This window comes from Microbacterium gallinarum (assembly GCF_014837165.1).
GTDB classification, from domain to species: domain Bacteria; phylum Actinomycetota; class Actinomycetes; order Actinomycetales; family Microbacteriaceae; genus Microbacterium; species Microbacterium gallinarum.
The window spans coordinates 311087-327375 of sequence record NZ_JACSPM010000003.1 but is presented as its reverse complement, the minus strand read 5'-3'; the positions used below and the strand labels follow the sequence as shown (position 1 = coordinate 327375).

At 70.1% G+C, this 16289-nt stretch carries 13 protein-coding genes; 3 read left to right on the top strand and 10 right to left on the bottom strand.

The features are described 5' to 3' along the window. Nucleotides 1-25: 25 nt before the first annotated feature. The 7 genes from H9622_RS11070 to H9622_RS11040 all read right to left on the bottom strand — a co-directional run bounded on the left by H9622_RS11070 (nucleotide 26) and on the right by H9622_RS11040 (nucleotide 8398). Entirely contained in the window at nucleotides 26-895 is an 870-nt protein-coding gene (locus H9622_RS11070) for a shikimate dehydrogenase (RefSeq protein WP_318247091.1), read from the bottom strand. Further along, entirely contained in the window at nucleotides 865-2598 is a 1734-nt protein-coding gene (gene mltG / locus H9622_RS11065) for an endolytic transglycosylase MltG (RefSeq protein ID WP_225221959.1), read from the bottom strand. Before mltG ends, H9622_RS11070 begins: the two co-directional genes overlap by 31 nt. Nucleotide 2599: 1 nt before the next feature. Then, on the bottom strand, nucleotides 2600-3067 hold the full coding sequence (gene ruvX, locus H9622_RS11060) for a Holliday junction resolvase RuvX (protein ID WP_191766440.1): 468 nt from the start codon (nucleotides 3065-3067) through the stop codon (nucleotides 2600-2602). Next, nucleotides 3064-5721: an alanine--tRNA ligase gene (alaS, locus tag H9622_RS11055; RefSeq protein ID WP_191766439.1), complete on the bottom strand. Its 2658-nt coding sequence runs from the start codon at nucleotides 5719-5721 to the stop codon at nucleotides 3064-3066. Before alaS ends, ruvX begins: the two co-directional genes overlap by 4 nt. A gap of 61 nt (nucleotides 5722-5782) precedes the next feature. Then, nucleotides 5783-6067: an ATPase gene (locus H9622_RS11050; RefSeq protein WP_191766438.1), complete on the bottom strand. Its 285-nt coding sequence runs from the start codon at nucleotides 6065-6067 to the stop codon at nucleotides 5783-5785. Nucleotides 6068-6174: 107 nt separating this feature from the next. Next, nucleotides 6175-6804 carry a 30S ribosomal protein S4 gene (rpsD, locus tag H9622_RS11045; protein ID WP_191766437.1) on the bottom strand — a complete coding sequence of 210 codons (630 nt, stop codon included), beginning with the start codon at nucleotides 6802-6804 and terminating at the stop codon, nucleotides 6175-6177. Nucleotides 6805-7000: 196 nt separating this feature from the next. After that, a complete protein-coding gene (locus H9622_RS11040) occupies nucleotides 7001-8398 on the bottom strand; it encodes a replication-associated recombination protein A (RefSeq protein WP_318247090.1) in 1398 nt (465 codons plus the stop codon). A gap of 115 nt (nucleotides 8399-8513) precedes the next feature. Between H9622_RS11040 and H9622_RS11035 the strand changes: the two genes are divergently transcribed. The 3 genes from H9622_RS11035 (at nucleotide 8514) to H9622_RS11025 (ending at nucleotide 11250) form a co-directional block, all read left to right on the top strand. Beyond that, nucleotides 8514-8831, top strand: a complete 318-nt coding sequence (locus tag H9622_RS11035) for a dioxygenase (protein WP_191766436.1) — start codon at nucleotides 8514-8516, stop codon at nucleotides 8829-8831. A gap of 100 nt (nucleotides 8832-8931) precedes the next feature. Then, nucleotides 8932-10611 (top strand): DUF349 domain-containing protein, encoded by a 1680-nt coding sequence (locus H9622_RS11030; RefSeq protein ID WP_191766435.1) that lies wholly within the window; start codon nucleotides 8932-8934, stop codon nucleotides 10609-10611. Between the two features lie 84 nt (nucleotides 10612-10695). After that, nucleotides 10696-11250 (top strand): hypothetical protein, encoded by a 555-nt coding sequence (locus tag H9622_RS11025; RefSeq protein WP_191766434.1) that lies wholly within the window; start codon nucleotides 10696-10698, stop codon nucleotides 11248-11250. On the opposite strand, the gene H9622_RS11020 is transcribed toward H9622_RS11025, so the two are convergent. From H9622_RS11020 to secD, 3 genes are read right to left on the bottom strand one after another with little or no spacing between them, the layout of a single operon-like run. After that, nucleotides 11237-13486, bottom strand: coding sequence for a RelA/SpoT family protein (locus H9622_RS11020; RefSeq protein WP_191766433.1), 2250 nt, complete (start codon nucleotides 13484-13486; stop codon nucleotides 11237-11239). The two genes, H9622_RS11025 and H9622_RS11020, sit on opposite strands and share 14 nt — an antisense overlap. 54 nt (nucleotides 13487-13540) lie before the next feature. Beyond that, entirely contained in the window at nucleotides 13541-14533 is a 993-nt protein-coding gene (gene secF / locus H9622_RS11015) for a protein translocase subunit SecF (protein ID WP_191766432.1), read from the bottom strand. After that, complete coding sequence (gene secD, locus H9622_RS11010; RefSeq protein WP_191766431.1) at nucleotides 14533-16272, bottom strand: protein translocase subunit SecD; 1740 nt, start codon at nucleotides 16270-16272, stop codon at nucleotides 14533-14535. The genes secF and secD overlap by 1 nt, the downstream gene beginning before the upstream one ends. Between the last annotated feature and the right edge of the window lie 17 nt (nucleotides 16273-16289).

The window sequence follows — 16289 nt, the reverse complement described above, 5'->3', positions numbered from 1 at the left end:
TCCCACGTGCGGGAGGACGGTTACGTCAGGAGGCGGACTCGAGTGCGCCGCGCATCGCCGCGACGGCGGCGTCCTCGCCGGGGAGCGGAGTGTCGACGGCGCCGGTGGCGAAGATCCTCACTTGCAGGACGGCCTGGTGCAGCAGCATCCCGAGTCCCGACACCGCGGTGCCGCCGACGCGCTGCCATGCGGCGGACAGCGGCGTGGGCCAGTGCCCGTACACGACGTCGAAGAGCAGGCCGCCGGCGGCCGCGAGGGCGTCGGCCGCGGCATCCGCCACCGGTGCATCTCCCGGGAGAGTCGCGATCGTCACGGGAGCGGGAGCAAGAGCGGATGCCTCGAACGGCGTCGCGGTGACGTCGACGTCCAGTCGGCGACCGAGATCGGCGAGCCGCGCCACGGCCTCGGGTCGCCGGGCGATGACGTCGATCCGGGTCGCGCCGAGCTCGGCGAGGGCCACGAGCGCGGAGGTCGCGGTCGCTCCGGCACCGACGATCCGGGCCTCGTCGAGCCGGGTGATCCCCTCGTCCGCGAGGGCGCGGACGATCCCGCCGACGTCGGTGTTGAATCCGCGTCGCGCACCGCCCGCGAGCAGCAGGGTGTTGACGGCCCCGGTCAGCTCGGCGCGCCGGTCGAGCTCGTGGGCGGCGTCGTGGGCGACGCCCTTGAGCGGCATGGTCAGCGACAGACCCCGCCACGATGCGTCGAGCCCGGCGAGCTCCTCCGCGAATGCGCCGTCGCCCACCCGGCGGCGGCCGTACGACCACGGCAGCCCGAGCACCTCGTACGCCGCGGCGTGGAGCTGGGGCGATCGGCTGTGCGCGATCGGGTCGCCCCACACCTCGAGGCGGGAGGCGTCGGAGATCAGCACCCGGAGTCCGGGTGGTCCTCGCACCAGGCGATCCACTGCGCGACGGCGCGGTTGTGGTCGCCGAGGTTCGTCGTGAACACCGTCTCGCCGGTGTCGAGGTTGACCGTGACGAAGTACAGCCAATCGCCGCCCGACGGGTTCATGACGGCCGAGATCGCCGCGTCGCCCGGGTTGGAGATCGGTCCCACAGGCAGTCCGGCGTTCACGTACGTGTTCCACGGGTTCGGGTCGAACTGCGCCTCCTCGGAGGTGCTCGCCGACCCGTCGTGCATCTCGCCGAAGCCGTACTGCGCCGTCGAGTCCATCTGCAGCAGGCCGAAGGTCTCCTGATTGTCCGGGTCGAGTCGGTTCTCGATGACCGTGGCGACCTTCTGCATGTCGGCCTCGTAGCGGGCCTCGCGCTCGATGATCGAGGCGATCGTCAGCACGCGCTGACGATCCTCTTCGGGAACCCCGGCGGCGTCGAGGGACTGCACGGTGCGATCGACGAGCGTCTGGATGACCTGCTCGGCGGTGACGTCGGGGTTGAACGTGTAGGTGGCAGGGAACAGCCAGCCTTCCAGAGGCTGCCCGCCTGCTGCCACGATCGCGGGGTCGGGCGTGACACCGTACGCGGACGCGTCGGCCGTCGCGGCCACGAAGTCCTCGACAGGGAGGCCGGTGCCCTCGGCGAGGAGCGGCAGCGACTGCTCGACCGTGAGACCCTCCCGCAGCTGGGCGGTGTTCTCCATCTTGTTCGCCGGATCGAGCAGCGCCGCCAGCGCCGCCTCCGACGTCATCTGCAGCTGCAGTTTGAAGACGCCCGGCACGAACGGCGGGTTCTCGCCCGTGTCGATCAGGTAGTCGTAGAACGCGTTCGGCGTCATCGTGACGCCGGCGTCGAACAGCGCCTGCGAGATCGGCATGCCGGTGTCGCCCTCGTTGACGGTGACGTACGCCTCGCCGTTCGCCAGGCCCTCCTCGAAGTCCTTCGGCAGCTCCCAGCCCATGACCTCGCGGACCTTGTCCTCGTACGTCGTCCACACGTACCAGGCGCCGCCCGCCGCGCCGCCGATGATCAGCAGGATCACACCGAGGGCGATCCAGCCGCCGATGCGCCGCTTGCGCTTGTCTTTGGGCGGCGGCACGCTGCCGAGCTCGTCGCTGGAGCTGTGGCCGCTGAAGAGGTCTTCCAACGTCGCGGTCGACGCGCCGCGCGTGCTGGCGGCGGTCGCCCGTACCCCGAACGCCTCGGTCGGGTCGGCGGGCGTGCCCGAGGACGCGGGAACGATCGGGGTCGAACCGGTGCGGCTGTAGGGCAGCGCGGGGTCGGACTCGTCGGTGAGCATCCAGGAATCGTCGTCGACAGGCTCCGCGGGGCGGGGGGTGTAGGTGCGGGGCTGCGCGAGCAGGCCGGACTCATCGAGGACGGCCTCCTGCTGCGACGGGCGCGGCATCGCCGCCGTGGGCGCTGCGTCGACGGGCCCCTCGGCAGGCGTCCCGTCGGCCGGTGCGTCCGCGGGACGTGTCGCCGGGCTCAGGCCGGCGGCCGCTGCGCGCAGCTCGCGGCGCGAGAGCGGAGCTCCGGTCGCCGAGGGTGCCGGGTCCTGTCCCCCGTCCTTCTCGCTGCCGTCCGCCCGCGACCCGAAGCCGGCGTCGCCGCCGGTGCGGCGGAAGTCGCGCGATCGAGGGTCGGGGAGCTTGCCGAACAGATCCGCGAACGGATCTCCAGACGGGGTCTCGGGCATGTCAGGCGGGCTCCTGGGGGACGGGTGTTCCGGGTGGTCGGCCGGTGCTCTTCTCGACGTCGAGTGCTTGCTGGAGCAGCACGACCGCGGCGACCTGATCCACAATGCTACGAGACGAACGCTGGGATCGGCCCGAATCACGCAGCGCGGCATGGGCGGAGACGGTCGACAGACGCTCGTCGACGAGTCGCACCGGCAGAGCGGATGCCGCGGCCACCGCCGCGGCGAAGTCCCGCGCATCGGCGGTCGAGGCGGTGTCCTCACCGCGCAGATTGAGCGGCAGACCGACCAGGATCTCAGCCGCCGAGTACTCCTCCGCCAGCGCGACGACGCGCGCCACCGCGCCGTCGTCTCGCTTCACCGTCTCGACGGGCGTGGCGAGCAGCCCGTCGGGATCGCAGCGTGCGACACCGACCCGGGCCCTCCCGACGTCGATGCCGAGCCGCACCCCGCGACGGAACCCGCTCACGCGCTGAGCGCGTCCTTCACCGCGGTGAGAGCCGCGGGCAGCGCCGAGGCATCCGTCCCCCCGCCCTGGGCGACGTCGTCGCGTCCGCCGCCGCCGCCGCCGAGCACGGCGGCCGCGGTCTTCGCGAGCACGCCGGCCTTCACGCCCGCCGCGCGAGCAGCGTCGTTCGTCGCGACGATGACCACCGCGCGACCGCCGATCTCCGCGCCGAGCGCGATGACGGCGGGCTGGGCGCCGAGGCGCTCGCGCACCTGGAGGGCGAGGGATCGGACGTCGTCCGCCGACGATGCGGCGCCGAGCGACTCCGCGACCACGAGGTGGCCGCCGACCGTCGACGCGGAGGCCGCGAGCGCCGGAATGCGGTCGCCGAGGGCCTTGGCCTCGAAGGAGGCGATCTTCTTCTCTGCGGCCTTGAGGCTCGCGGTCAGCTCGGCGATGCGCGCGGGGAGCTGATCCCGGGGCGTCTTGAGCGTCGAGGTGAGCTGCGACACGATCGCCCGCTCGGCCGCAAGCGACCGGAACGCGTCGAGACCGACCAGCGCCTCCACGCGGCGGTTCGCGGCGCCGACGGATGACTCGCCGACCAGGCTGATGAGGCCGACCTCGGCGCTGGTCGACACGTGCGTGCCTGCGCAGAGCTCGCGCGACCACGGGCCGCCGATGTCGACCATGCGCACGGTGTCGCCGTACTTCTCGCCGAACAGCGCCATGGCTCCGAGCGACTTGGCCTCGTCGAGGGCGAGCACACGGGTGGTCACCTCGAGGTTGTCACGCACCGCGTTGTTGGCGATCTCCTCGATCTCGCTCTTCGTCTCGTCCGAGAGCGACTGCCCCCACGTGAAGTCGAAGCGCATGTAGCCGGCGCGGTTGAGCGACCCCGCCTGCGTCGCCGTCCTGCCGAGCGTGTCGCGCAGGGCGGCGTGCACGAGGTGGGTGGCCGAGTGGGCCTGCCGAGCGGCGCGGCGGTTCGCGGCATCCACCACCGTCGTCGCCGGCTGGTCGACGGCGACCTCGCCCGTCGTCACCTCGACGGTGTGGCTGATGAGCCCCGCGACGGGCTTCTGCACGTCGAGCACGTCGAGCTCGTAGCCGGGACCGACGATGACGCCCTTGTCGGCCACCTGGCCGCCCGACTCCGCGTACAGGGCCGTCTCGGCGAGGATGACCTCGGCGATCTGCCCCGCGGAGGCGCGATCGACCGACACGCCGTCGACGAGGATGCCCAGGACGCGCGACTCGGTCTCGAGGTCGGTATAGCCCGTGAAGACCGTCTCGCCCTTCGCACGGAAGTCGCGGTAGACACTGGTGTCGGCGAGCTGGCGCTTGCGCGAGCGCGCGTCGGCCTTCGCCCGCGCGCGCTGCTCCTGCATGAGCGTGTCGAACGCCGCGCGGTCGACGGTGAGCCCGGCCTCTTCCGCGATCTCGAGCGTGAGGTCGATCGGGAACCCGTAGGTATCGTGCAGCAGGAACGCCTCGGCACCCGTCAGTGCGGTGCCGCCGTCGCGCTTCGTCTGGGCGACGGAGTCCTCGAGGATGCTCGAGCCCGCCGCGAGCGTGCGCAGGAAGGTCTCCTCCTCGGCCAGTGCGTACTGCGAGATGCGGGCGTAGTCCGTCTCCACCTCTGGGTAGACGTCCTTCATCGCGTCACGCGATGCGGCGAAGAGCTCGGCGAACGTCGGGCCCTCGACCCCCAGCTGGCGCATCGAGCGGATCGCGCGGCGCATGAGCCGCCGCAGGATGTAGCCGCGCCCGTCGTTCGACGGCGTCACGCCGTCGGTCATCAGCATGAGCGACGAGCGCACGTGGTCGGCGACCACGCGGAAGCGCACATCGTCGTCGTGGTTCGCGCCGTAGGTGCGACCCGAGAGGGCCACGGCGCGGTCGAGCACCGGACGCACCTGGTCGGTCTCGTACATGTTGTCGACGCCCTGCTTGATGAACGCGATGCGCTCCAGGCCCATGCCGGTGTCGATGTTCTTGTTCGGCAGCTCGCCGACGATGTCGAAGTCGTACTTCGAGCGGACGTTGGTGATCTCGTACTGCATGAAGACGAGATTCCAGATCTCGACATAGCGGTCGTCGTCCGTGGCCGGCCCGCCGTCGACGCCGTACGCGGGACCGCGGTCGAAGAAGATCTCGGAGCAGGGTCCGGCAGGGCCGGGCAGGCCGGTGCTCCAGTAGTTCGTGTCCTTCCCGAGCCGCTGGATGCGCTCCGCGGGCAGGTCGGTGAGCTCCAGCCAGAGGTCGTGGGCCTCGTCGTCCTCTTCGTAGACGGTGACCCAGAGGTCCTTCGGGTCGAACCCGAGCCCGCCTTCGGCCTCCGACGCGGTCAGCAGATCCCACGCGTAACGGATCGCGCCCTCTTTGAAGTAGTCGCCGAACGACCAGTTGCCGAGCATCTGGAAGAACGTGCCGTGGCGCGGCGTCTTGCCGACCTCTTCGATGTCGTTGAGACGGATGCATTTCTGGTTGTCGGCCGCACGCGGGTACGGCGCGGGCACATCGCCGCTCAGGTACGGGATGAACGGCACCATGCCGGCGACCGTGAACAGCAGCGCAGGGTCGTCCGTCACCAGGGAGGCGGAGGGGACGATCGTGTGGCCGTTCTTCTCGAAGTAGTCGAGGTAGCGCTGGGCGATCTCGGCGGTCTTCATTCGGGTTCCTCGCAGAAAACGCGCGGTCCACTCCCCTGAGACGGGGCAGCGGCGCGCTGGGTCAGTCGGTGAGCTTGTTCGCCGTGTCGGCCGCTGCGTCGGCAGCGCCGGCCGCCGTGGCGCGGGCCGTCTCGGCGACGTCGGCTGCGGCATCCTTCACATCGTCGACCAGGCCCGAGATGCGGGACTCCTGCTCGCGATACGCATCGCCGATGCGGTCGGTGAACTCCGTGATGCGGGCGTCGACCTCGGCGAGGATCTCGTGTCCTCGCGGGTCCTTGTTCATGAGGTGTGCGACGACGAACCCGCCGGCGATGCCGAACAGGAACCACAGCACGTTCTTCATGTCACCACTTCCTCGCGGAGCCGCGGGGCGCGGCATCCCACCATCGTAGGCGGAAACGACGAAGGGCGTCGGGAATCCCCGACGCCCTTCGCGCGATTCTCGCGGGCCTAGCGGGCCGCGTAGTACTCGACGACGAGCTGGACGTCGCAGACCACGGGGACCTCGGCGCGCTTGGGGCGACGCACGAGACGGGCCTGGAGCTTGTCGAGCTCGACCTCGAGGTAGCCCGGAACGGGCGGCAGGACGTCGGCGTGACCGCCGGCGGCTGCGACCTGGAACGGCTCGGTGCCCTCGCTCTTGGCCTTGACGTGGATGAGCTGGCCCGGCTTCACGCGGAACGACGGGCGGTCGACGAGCTGGCCGTCGACGAGGATGTGACGGTGCACGACGAGCTGGCGCGCCTGTGCGGTCGTGCGGGCGAAGCCCGAACGGAGCACGAGGGCGTCGAGACGCATCTCGAGGAGCTCGACGAGGTTCTCACCGGTCAGACCCTGGGTACGACGGGCCTCGTTGAACGTGTTGCGCATCTGCTTCTCGCGGATGCCGTACTGCTCGCGCAGACGCTGCTTCTCACGCAGACGGACGGCGTAGTCGCTGTCCTGCTTGCGCTTGGTGCGGCCGTGCTCGCCCGGAGCGTAGGGACGCTTCTCGAGGTAGCGGGCGGCCTTCGGGGTGAGCGCCACGCCGAGCGCGCGGGAGAGACGGACCTTGCGGCGGTCCTGGGACTTCGTTGCCACGAAGTGTTCCTTTCGATGACGCGGCCATGTCGATCACGGCTCGCGGACGTATCTCGGTCTCTTCGCCCTGTCCGGATGCACGCCGGGGCATGCCGGGAGGTCGGTGAAGAAGAGAGAGGATGCCCGAAAACTGTGTTTCGAGCCGGTCAAGTTTATCAGACGCGGCTGCGCCGACGAGCAGACCGGATGCTGCGCCTCAGCGCTCCCCTGCGAGGATGCGCCGGATCTTCTCGAGCCGTGCCTGCACATCCCGCTCCTGCCCGTGGCTGGTGGGCTCGTAGTAGCGGCGCCCGCGCAGCTCGTCGGGAAGATACTGCTGCGGCGAGACGCCGATCTCGGAGTCGTGCGGGTACACGTACCCCCTGCCGTGGCCGAGCCGCTTCGCGCCCGGGTAGTGCGCGTCGCGCAGGTGCACCGGCACCCGGCCGAAGCCGCCGGCCCGCACGTCGGCGATCGCCGCGTTGATCGCGAGGTAGGCGGCGTTCGACTTCGCTGTGGTGGCGAGGTACGCCGTCGCCTCGGCGAGCGGGATGCGCCCTTCCGGCATGCCGATCAGCTGCACGGCGTCGGCGGCGGCCACCGCGATCCCCAGCGCCTGCGGGTCGGCAAGCCCGATGTCTTCGGCCGCCGAGATGATCAGGCGGCGGGCGATGAAGCGGGGGTCCTCGCCCGCCTCGATCATGCGCGCCAGGTAGTGCATCGCCGCGTCGACGTCGGACCCGCGGATCGACTTGATGAACGCGCTGATCACGTCGTAGTGCTCATCGCCCTGGCGGTCGTAGCGCAACAGCGCGCGGTCGACCGCCTGCGCGACGTGCTCGGGCGTGATCCTCGGCGGCTCGGATCCGCCCTCGGCGGGCTCGGCCTCGTCACCGGCGGGCTCGGCCTCGTCACCGGCGGGCTCGGCCTCGTCATCGGCGGGCTCGGCGAAGGATGCTGCCGCCTCGAGCGCCGTGAGCGCACGGCGCGCGTCGCCTGACGACAGGCGCACCAGCGCATCGCGGGCCTCATCCGTCAGCGCCACGGCACCGGCGAGTCCCCGGGCATCGACGAGCGCGCGGTCGATCAGCAGGCGCAGATCGTCATCGGTGAGGGGTTTCAGCGTCAGGAGCAGCGAGCGGGAGAGCAGCGGCGAGATCACGGAGAACGAGGGGTTCTCCGTCGTGGCGGCGATCAGCACGACCCAGCCGTTCTCTACGCCCGGCAGCAGGGCGTCCTGCTGCGCCTTCGTGAACCGGTGGATCTCGTCGAGGAACAGGATCGTCGACTGCCCGTAGAGGTCACGCTGCGTGAGCGCCTCCTGCATCACCTCGCGGACGTCTTTCACGCCGGCGGTCACCGCGGAGAGCTCGACGAAGCGGCGCCCGGAAGAGCGGGCGATGGCCTGCGCGAGCGTCGTCTTGCCCGTTCCCGGCGGCCCCCAGAGGATGACGGAGGTCGCCGCGCGGGCCGCGGCCTCGGGATTCGCGAGCGTGACCAGAGGAGATCCGGGACGAAGGAGGTGTCCTTGCCCGGCGACCTCGTCGAGCGAGGTCGGACGCATCCGCACCGCAAGGGGCGTCTGCCCCTGGAAGAGCGCGGTCGGAGAAGTCACCGTCCCAGGCTAGCCCGCGCCTGCGACGGCGGGCGCGGCCGGAGTTTTGCCGCCGGTGAAGCGGCACCATAGGATCAACCCGGCCCGGGCACCGACCCGGAGCGGAGGAGGTTCCGTGGCTAACGGCGGCAAGGATCGCGGCTCGCGCGAGTCGCGGGAGCGTGCTCGGCTCTACCAGGCGCGAGTGGATTTCCACAACGGACAGTCTCGGCGTCGCACCCGCGACAACCTCATCGCAGGCATCGCGGGCGGTCTGCTGGTCGTCGGTGTCCTCGCCGCGCAGACCGCGTACTTCGTCAGCGGTCCCGGGGCCCCCGCGCCCGAGCCGACGCAGACCATGAATCCCGGCGAGACCCCCGCGCCCACCCCCACGGAGACGGGGACGCCGACGGAGACGCCCGTACCGAGCGTCACGCCGACTCCGACACCGTAGAACACGGCGGTCCGGGCATCTGAGCAGACGGCTCCCCGTACTAGGCTTGGGAGCCGTCCAACCCCCCACAGGCGGCGTGAGCCGCGATGAGGTGCATCCCGTGACTGCTGCAGCAGAGTCCACTCCCGAGTCCACCGGTCCCTCGACCGCAGACGCCCAGCCCGAGACCGAGGCCGTCGACGCCGACGTCCCCGCGACGGAGGCCACCGAGAACGCCCAGCCCGGCGGCGATGACGCCGTCCACGAAGCCGAGGCCGGAGCATCGGAGGTCGAAGCGCCCGAGGCTGCCGAGGCCGCAGGCGCAGCCGAGGTCGAAGCTCCTGAGGTTGCAGTAGCCGCAGGCGCAGCCGAGGCCGAAGCGCCCGAGGCTGCTGAGCCCGACGCGCCCGAGGCTGCCGAGGTCGCAGCCGCCGAGACCTCGGGCGCCGCCGCCGAGGCGACCCAGGGCGAGACCGCCGGGCCCGAGACATCCGAGGCGCCTGCGCCGGCACGTCCGGCGGCGCCGGTGCCGATGCCGCGCCCGCGTGCGACGGTCGCGGCGCAGGTCGCCGCGCCGAGCGAGACCTGGGGTCGCGTCGAGGACGACGGCACCGTGTCGGTGCGCGAAGGCGACACGTGGCGCGTCGTGGGGCAGTTCCCCGATGGCTCCCCTGAAGAGGCTCTCGCCTACTTCGAGCGCAAGTACGCCGATCTCGCCAGCGAGGTGACGCTCCTCGAAGTGCGCCAGCGCCGGGGCGGGGCGTCGGCCTCCGACCTGCGCGCCGCCGCCAAGGCCGTGTCGGCCAAGCTCGACGGCGCGGCAGCCGTGGGCGATCTGGCCGGCCTCGAGGCGCGCGTCGCCGCGCTGACCGAGACGCTGGCCGCGGCATCCGAGTCCGAAGCCGCCGCCGCGCGCGAGGCCGTCGACGAGGCCGTCCGCGCTCGCACCGAGCTGGTGGAGAAGGCCGAGGCCCTCGCCGCCCGCGACCCGCGCACCGTGCAGTGGAAGCAGGCGACCGCGGAACTGAACGAGCTGTTCGAGCAGTGGCAGTCGCAGCAGCAGAACGGCCCCCGCCTGCCGAAGTCGACGGCGCAGCAGCTCTGGAAGCGATTCCGCGACGCGCGTTCGACCGTCGACAAGCACCGCCGCGAGTTCTACGCCGAGCTCGACGAGGCCCACAAGGGCGTCCGCGAGCGCAAGACCAAGCTCGTCGAGAAGGCCGAAGCGCTCGCGCCGAAGGGCGAGGACGGCATCCCCGCCTACCGCGAGCTGCTCGACCAGTGGAAGAGCGCGGGCCGCGCCGGCAAGAAGGTCGACGACGCGCTCTGGGTCCGCTTCAAGGCAGCCGGCGATGCGCTGTACGGCGCACGCGTCGAGCGCGAGGCGGCCGACGCCGAGGCATCCCGCGAGAAGATCGAGGCCAAGCGCGCGCTCCTCGTCGAGGCCAGGGCAGTCGCCGACGAGCGTAACCTCGGCAAGGCACGCTCGCTTCTCACCGGAGTGCAGCGTCGCTGGGACGAGATCGGGCGCATCTTCCCGCGCGACGCCGAGCGCTCGCTCGACGACGACCTGCGCAAGATCGAGCAGGCGCTGCGCACGCGCGAGGACGCCGACTGGAAGAGCAACAACCCCGAGACCAAGGCCCGTGCGAACGACATGACGCGCCAGCTCACCGATGCGATCGAGAAGCTCGAGGCCGAACTGACCGCCGCGAAGAAGTCCGGCGACAAGAAGGCCATCGCCGACGCGACCGATGCGCTCAACGCGCGCAAGGCGTGGCTGAAGGCCGTCGGGGGCTGACCCACGATCTCGTCTCCCGCCGGGTTGTCCACAGCCCGGCGGGAACGGCGCCGCCGGCGTTGATCGGTGCGGCACACTGCCGCTATGGCCTCGCCGTTCCTCTATTTCATCGATGACCGTCTCTCGCTCGCCGAGCTCATGGCGGCTCGTCTCGACGGCGACGTGGTCGAGCTGGGCGACGCCTACATCCCCGCCGACGCGGTCGAGACGCGGGCTCTGCGCGCCGGATCGCTGATCGGCCTGCTGGGCGACACCTTGGCCGCCACGCACCTGACCGCCGCGTGGGTGCACGGAGTGCTCGCCGAGCCGCCGGCCCCGCACACAGTGCAGCGCGCGGTGCCGCGGCGGCTGCACCATGTGCCGAGTCGCCACCTGGTCTACCGCGACCTGGCCGTCGATCCCGCCGACCTGGTGAGCATCGGCGGAGTGCTCGTGACGACTCCGGTGCGCACGCTCGAAGATCTCTGCCGGGTCGGCGACGACGCACACACCCGCGCCGCGCGTCTGCTCGCCATGGGCAGGCGCGACCTGGTCGACGCGGCGATCGCGCGGCTCGAGGCGGGGTCGCTCCCCCACAAGCGCGCCGCGATCATCCTGCTGCGCGGCTTCGCCGCCGCAGAGGCCGCTACGACGACGTGACGCGGTAGACGTCGTACACGGCGTCGATCCGCCGCACCGCGTTGAGGACGCGGTCGAGGTGCACGATGTCCCCCATCTCGAAGACGAAGCGGCTCAGCGCCAGCCGGTTGCTCGAGGTCGAGACCGACGCCGACAGGATGTTGACGTGATGCTCGCTGAGCACGCGCGTCACGTCGCTGAGCAGGCCGGAGCGGTCGAGCGCCTCGACCTGGATCTGCACGAGGAAGACGCTCTTGGTCGTCGGGGCCCATTCGACGTCGATCAGACGCTGGGGGTCGTCCATCAGCGACTTGACGTTCGTGCAATCGGCCCGGTGCACGGACACTCCGCTGCCGCGGGTGACGAACCCCATGATCTGGTCGCCGGGCACGGGTGTGCAGCACTTCGCGAGCTTGACGAGGATGTCGGGTGCCCCTCGCACCAGGATCCCGCTGTCGCCGTTGCGCGGCTGCCGGGGACGGCCTACGCCGGGCAGCTCGATCGGACCCGTGGTCGTGTCGTTGGCACTGACCAGCGCCGTGACCTTCTCGATCACGGACTGCGTCGACACGTGGCCTTCGCCGACCGCCGCGTACAGCGCCGAGACGTCCTCGTAGCGGAGCTGGTGGGCGACCTCGGTGAACGAGTCCTGACTCATCAGCCGCTGCAGCGGCAGGTTCTGGCGGCGCATCGCGCGGGCGATGGACTCCTTGCCCTGCTCGATGGCCTCCTCGCGCCGCTCCTTGGTGAACCAGCCGCGGATCTTGTTGCGGGCGCGCGTGCTCTTGACGAAGCCGAGCCAGTCCTGACTGGGGCCGGCGTCCGGATTCTTCGATGTGAAGACCTCGACGACGTCGCCGCTCTTCAGTTCGGACTCGAGCGGCACGAGGCGCCCGTTCACCTTGGCGCCCATCGTGCGATGGCCCACCTCGGTGTGGACGGCGTAGCCGAAGTCCACCGGTGTCGCGCCCGCCGGGAGCCCGATGACACGCCCCTTCGGCGTGAAGACGTAGACCTCTTTCGCGCCGATCTCGAACCGCAGAGAGTCGAGGAACTCCCCGGGATCGGCGGTCTCGGCCTGCCAGTCGGAGATGTGCGCGAGCCACGCCATGTCGGTGTCGAGCGCCTTCGCGTCGGTCTTTCCGCCGTTCATCCGCTCCTTGTACTTCCAGTGCGCGGCGACGCCGTACTCGGCCTGCTGGTGCATCTCGTTGGTGCGGATCTGGATCTCGACCGTGCGTCCGCCCGGGCCGATCACGGTCGTGTGGAGCGACTGATAGAGATTGAACTTCGGCGTGGCGATGTAGTCCTTGAACCTGCCGGGCAGCGGCGTCCAGCGCGCGTGAATCGCACCGAGCACCGCGTAGCAGTCGCGCACGCTGCCGACGAGGATGCGGATGCCGATGAGGTCGTAGATGTCGTCGAACTCGCGGCCGCGGACGACCATCTTCTGGTACACGGAGTACAGCTGCTTCGGACGGCCCATGACGCGGCCGCGGATGCGGAGCTCGCGCAGGTCGGTGTCGACGGCGTCGATCACGTTCTGCACGTACTGCTCGCGCTGCGGTGTGCGCTGCTTGACCAGGCTCTCGATCTCGGCGTACAGCTTGGGATGCAGGACCGCGAACGAGAGGTCCTCGAGCTCGGACTTGATCGCCTGGATGCCGAGCCGGTGCGCGAGGGGTGCGTAGATCTCGAGGGTCTCGGTCGCCTTCTTGCGGGCCTTCTCGGGCGGCACGAAGCCCCAGGTGCGCGCGTTGTGAAGTCGGTCGGCGAGCTTGATGAGCAGCACCCGGATGTCGCGCGACATCGCGACGATCATCTTGCGGACGGTCTCGGCCTGAGCGCTCTCCCCGTACTTGACCTTGTCGAGCTTCGTGACGCCGTCGACGAGCATCGCGACCTCGTCGCCGAACTCCGCCGTGAGCGCGTCAAGGGCGTAGCCGGTGTCTTCGACGGTGTCGTGGAGCAGTGCCGCCGCGATCGCCTTCGGCCCGAGCCCGAGGTCGGCCAGGATCTGCGCGACCGCGAGCGGATGCGTGATGTACGGCTCGCCGCTCTGGCGTGTCTGCCCGCTGTGCGCGTTGTCGGCGACGGCGTACGCCCGCTCGATGATCGAGAGGTCGCCCTTGGGATGGTGCGTGCGCACCGTGCGGAGAAGCTGCTCGACGTCGTCCCGCCGTGCGGAGCGCGAGAAGATGCGCGGCACGAGGCGTCGGAGTGAGGAGGTCTGGGCGGGAGGGACGGTCTCGGTCATCCGAACCCCTCCCCTCCGCTGGACCTCACAATCCTACGCCCGCGTGGACGCGCTTCAGGCCGGGGTGCCCGCGAGCTCGCGGGCCGCCCGCACCCGCTCGTCGCGCGCCTTGACCGCGGGCTCGTTCTCACGCAGGAGCGAGTACAGCGGCGATGCCACGAAGATCGTCGAGTACGCGGCCACGATCGTTCCCACGAAGATCGAGAGCGAGAGGTCGGTGAGGGTCTGCGCGCCCTGCCACACCACGCCGATGAAGAGGATCGCACCCGTCGGGAGGATCGCGACGACGGTGGTGTTGATGGAGCGCACGAGCGTCTGGTTCACCGCGAGGTTGACCGACTCGCCGAACGTGCGGCCCGACACTTCTCCGTCTTCGCTCGTGTTCTCCCTGATCTTGTCGAACACGACGGTGGTGTCGTACAGCGCATACGAGAGGATCGTCAGGAAGCCGATCACGGCCGCCGGTGAGATCTCGAACCCGAACAGGGCGTACACGCCGATCGTGATGACCAGCACGTCCACCAGACCGATGATCGCCGAGACGGACATCTTCCACGTGCGGAAGTAGATCGCGAGGATGAGGAACGTCAGCGCGAGGAAGATCGCGAGCCCCCACAGCGACTGGCGTGTGACGTCGGCTCCCCAGCTGGGTCCGATGAACGACGCGCTCACCTCGGCGGCCGGCACGTCGTACGACTCGGCGAGGGCTGCGGAGACCTCACGGCTCTCTGCATCCGTCATCTGATCGGTCTGCACGCGCACGGCGTCCTCACCGATCGTGACAACCTTCGTGGTCGCATCGGGAACGACGGAGAGCACCGCGTCGGTCGCGAGCGACTGGTCGACGGGTGTCGCAACGCCGTTGACCGTGAACTGCGACCCGCCGGTGAACTCGATCGAGAACTGCGGCGGACGAACGAAGAGCACCAGCGCGGAGCCGATCACGAGGATCGCCGCGATGAGGAACCACAGGCGACGACGTCCGATGAACGGGAACGAGGTCTTGCCGGTGTAGAGGTCGTTGCCGAGTTGGCTCATGGAGCGCATCAGTCGTCTCCCTCCTTGGCGGTCGTGCCGGGTTTCGAGGTGTCGGACGCGGCCGTCGCGGCCAGTTCAGCCTGCTTGCGCTCGGCGATGGTCTGGCGGCGGACTGCTTCGCCACGCGACTTCACCGAGCGACGCCCTGCTGCCGTCGTGGCGGTCGCCGCGACCGGCTCGCGGAACTGCGCGCGCCCGCGGTAGACGGCGCCGAGCGCGGTCGGGTCGAGCCCCGACAGCGGGTGGCCGCTGCCGAAGAACCGTGTTCGCGCGAGCAGCTGCATGACCGGGTGGGTGAAGAGGATGAAGATCAGGACGTCGATCGCGGTCGTGAGTCCGAGCGTGAACGCGAAGCCCTTCACCGTGGCGTCGGCGAGGATGTACAGCACGACGGCCGCCAGGATGTTGATCGACTTGGAGATGTAGATCGTGCGCTTGGCGCGGTTCCAGCCGTCCTCGACGGCGCTGGTGATCGACTTGCCGTCTCGCAGCTCGTCCCTGATGCGCTCGAAGTAGACGATGAAGGAGTCGGCCGTGAAGCCGATCGTCACGATGAGGCCCGCGACGCCCGCGAGCGACAGGCGGAAGCCCATGCGCCAGGCGAGGATGCACAGCGTCAGGTAGGTCAGCACCGCCATCACCGCGAGCGACGCGATGATCACGAAGCCGAGCGCACGGTAGACGATCAGCGAGTAGATCGCCACGAGTGCGAGGCCGATGAGACCGGCGATCAGGCCGATCTGCAGCTGCTGCGAACCGAGGGTGGCCGAGATGGAGTTCGAGCTCTCGACGGTGAAGCTCAGCGGCAGGGCGCCGTACTTCAGCTGGTCGGCGAGGACCTGCGAGCTCTCCTGCGTGAAGTTGCCCGTGATGCTCGGGTCGCCGCCCAGGATCACCGCGTTCATCGAGGGCGCGGAGAGGACGTACCCGTCGAGTACGAACGCGAACTGGTTGACGGGCGGCTCGGCTCCGAACAGGCGCTGGCTGATCTCGCCGAAGATGCGCGTGCCCTCTTCGTCGAACCGGAGGTTCACCGCCCACAGGCCGTTCTGCTGCTGGAGGCCGAAGTTGGCGTCGTCGATCGACGACCCGTCGAGTTCGACCGGGCCGAGGATGTACTTGATCTCGCCTGCAGGGTCGCACGTGATGAGCGGCTGGTCGGCGGGCGCGTTGGCCGGATCGTTGGAGGGATCGGCGCAGTCGTACGACTGGAACTCGGCCTGGAGCTTCGGCGTGATCCACGCGAGGTCGCTGCCGTTCGTCGGCTCGACGGTCGGGGTGGCCTGCAGTGTCGGGTCGGGCGTCGGGAACGGCGTCTCCTTGCCGTCCTCGCCCACGAACGACGTAGCGGGCGATCCCGTGTACAGCACGGCGCGCAGCTGCAGCTGGGCAGAGGCCTCGATGCGGTTGCGCGTCTCCTCGTCGGCCTGACCGGGGATCTGCACGACGATCTGGTTGCCCGCCTGGGTCGTGACGTCGGCCTCACCGACGCCCGACGCATCGACGCGCTGGCGGATGATCGTGACCGCCTGGTTCATCTGCTCCTCCGAGGGAGCAGCGCCGTCTTCGGTCTGCGCCTCGAGCACGATCTGCGTGCCGCCCTGGAGGTCGAGCGCGAGCTCTGGCGTCCAGGAACTCTGCTGGAAGACGTAGACGCCGAGCGCGTTGATCGCGGCAAGGAGCGCCGTGATGACGAGGAGGCCGGTCAGCGCGCGCCACGCATGCCGGACGGGAGTGGAAGTCGCCACTGATTCCGCTTTCTGGA

Excerpts from the sequence above, each read along its gene's own strand:
- secF (WP_191766432.1), bottom strand. The coding sequence starts at position 14,533 with ATGCGCTCCATGAGCCAACTCGGCAACGACCTCTACACCGGCAAGACC.
- H9622_RS11050 (WP_191766438.1), bottom strand. The coding sequence starts at position 6,067 with ATGAAGAACGTGCTGTGGTTCCTGTTCGGCATCGCCGGCGGGTTCGTC.
- H9622_RS11020 (WP_191766433.1), bottom strand. The coding sequence starts at position 13,486 with ATGACCGAGACCGTCCCTCCCGCCCAGACCTCCTCACTCCGACGCCTC.
- mltG (WP_225221959.1), bottom strand. The coding sequence starts at position 2,598 with ATGCCCGAGACCCCGTCTGGAGATCCGTTCGCGGATCTGTTCGGCAAG.
- alaS (WP_191766439.1), bottom strand. The coding sequence starts at position 5,721 with ATGAAGACCGCCGAGATCGCCCAGCGCTACCTCGACTACTTCGAGAAG.
- H9622_RS11025 (WP_191766434.1), top strand. The coding sequence starts at position 10,696 with ATGGCCTCGCCGTTCCTCTATTTCATCGATGACCGTCTCTCGCTCGCC.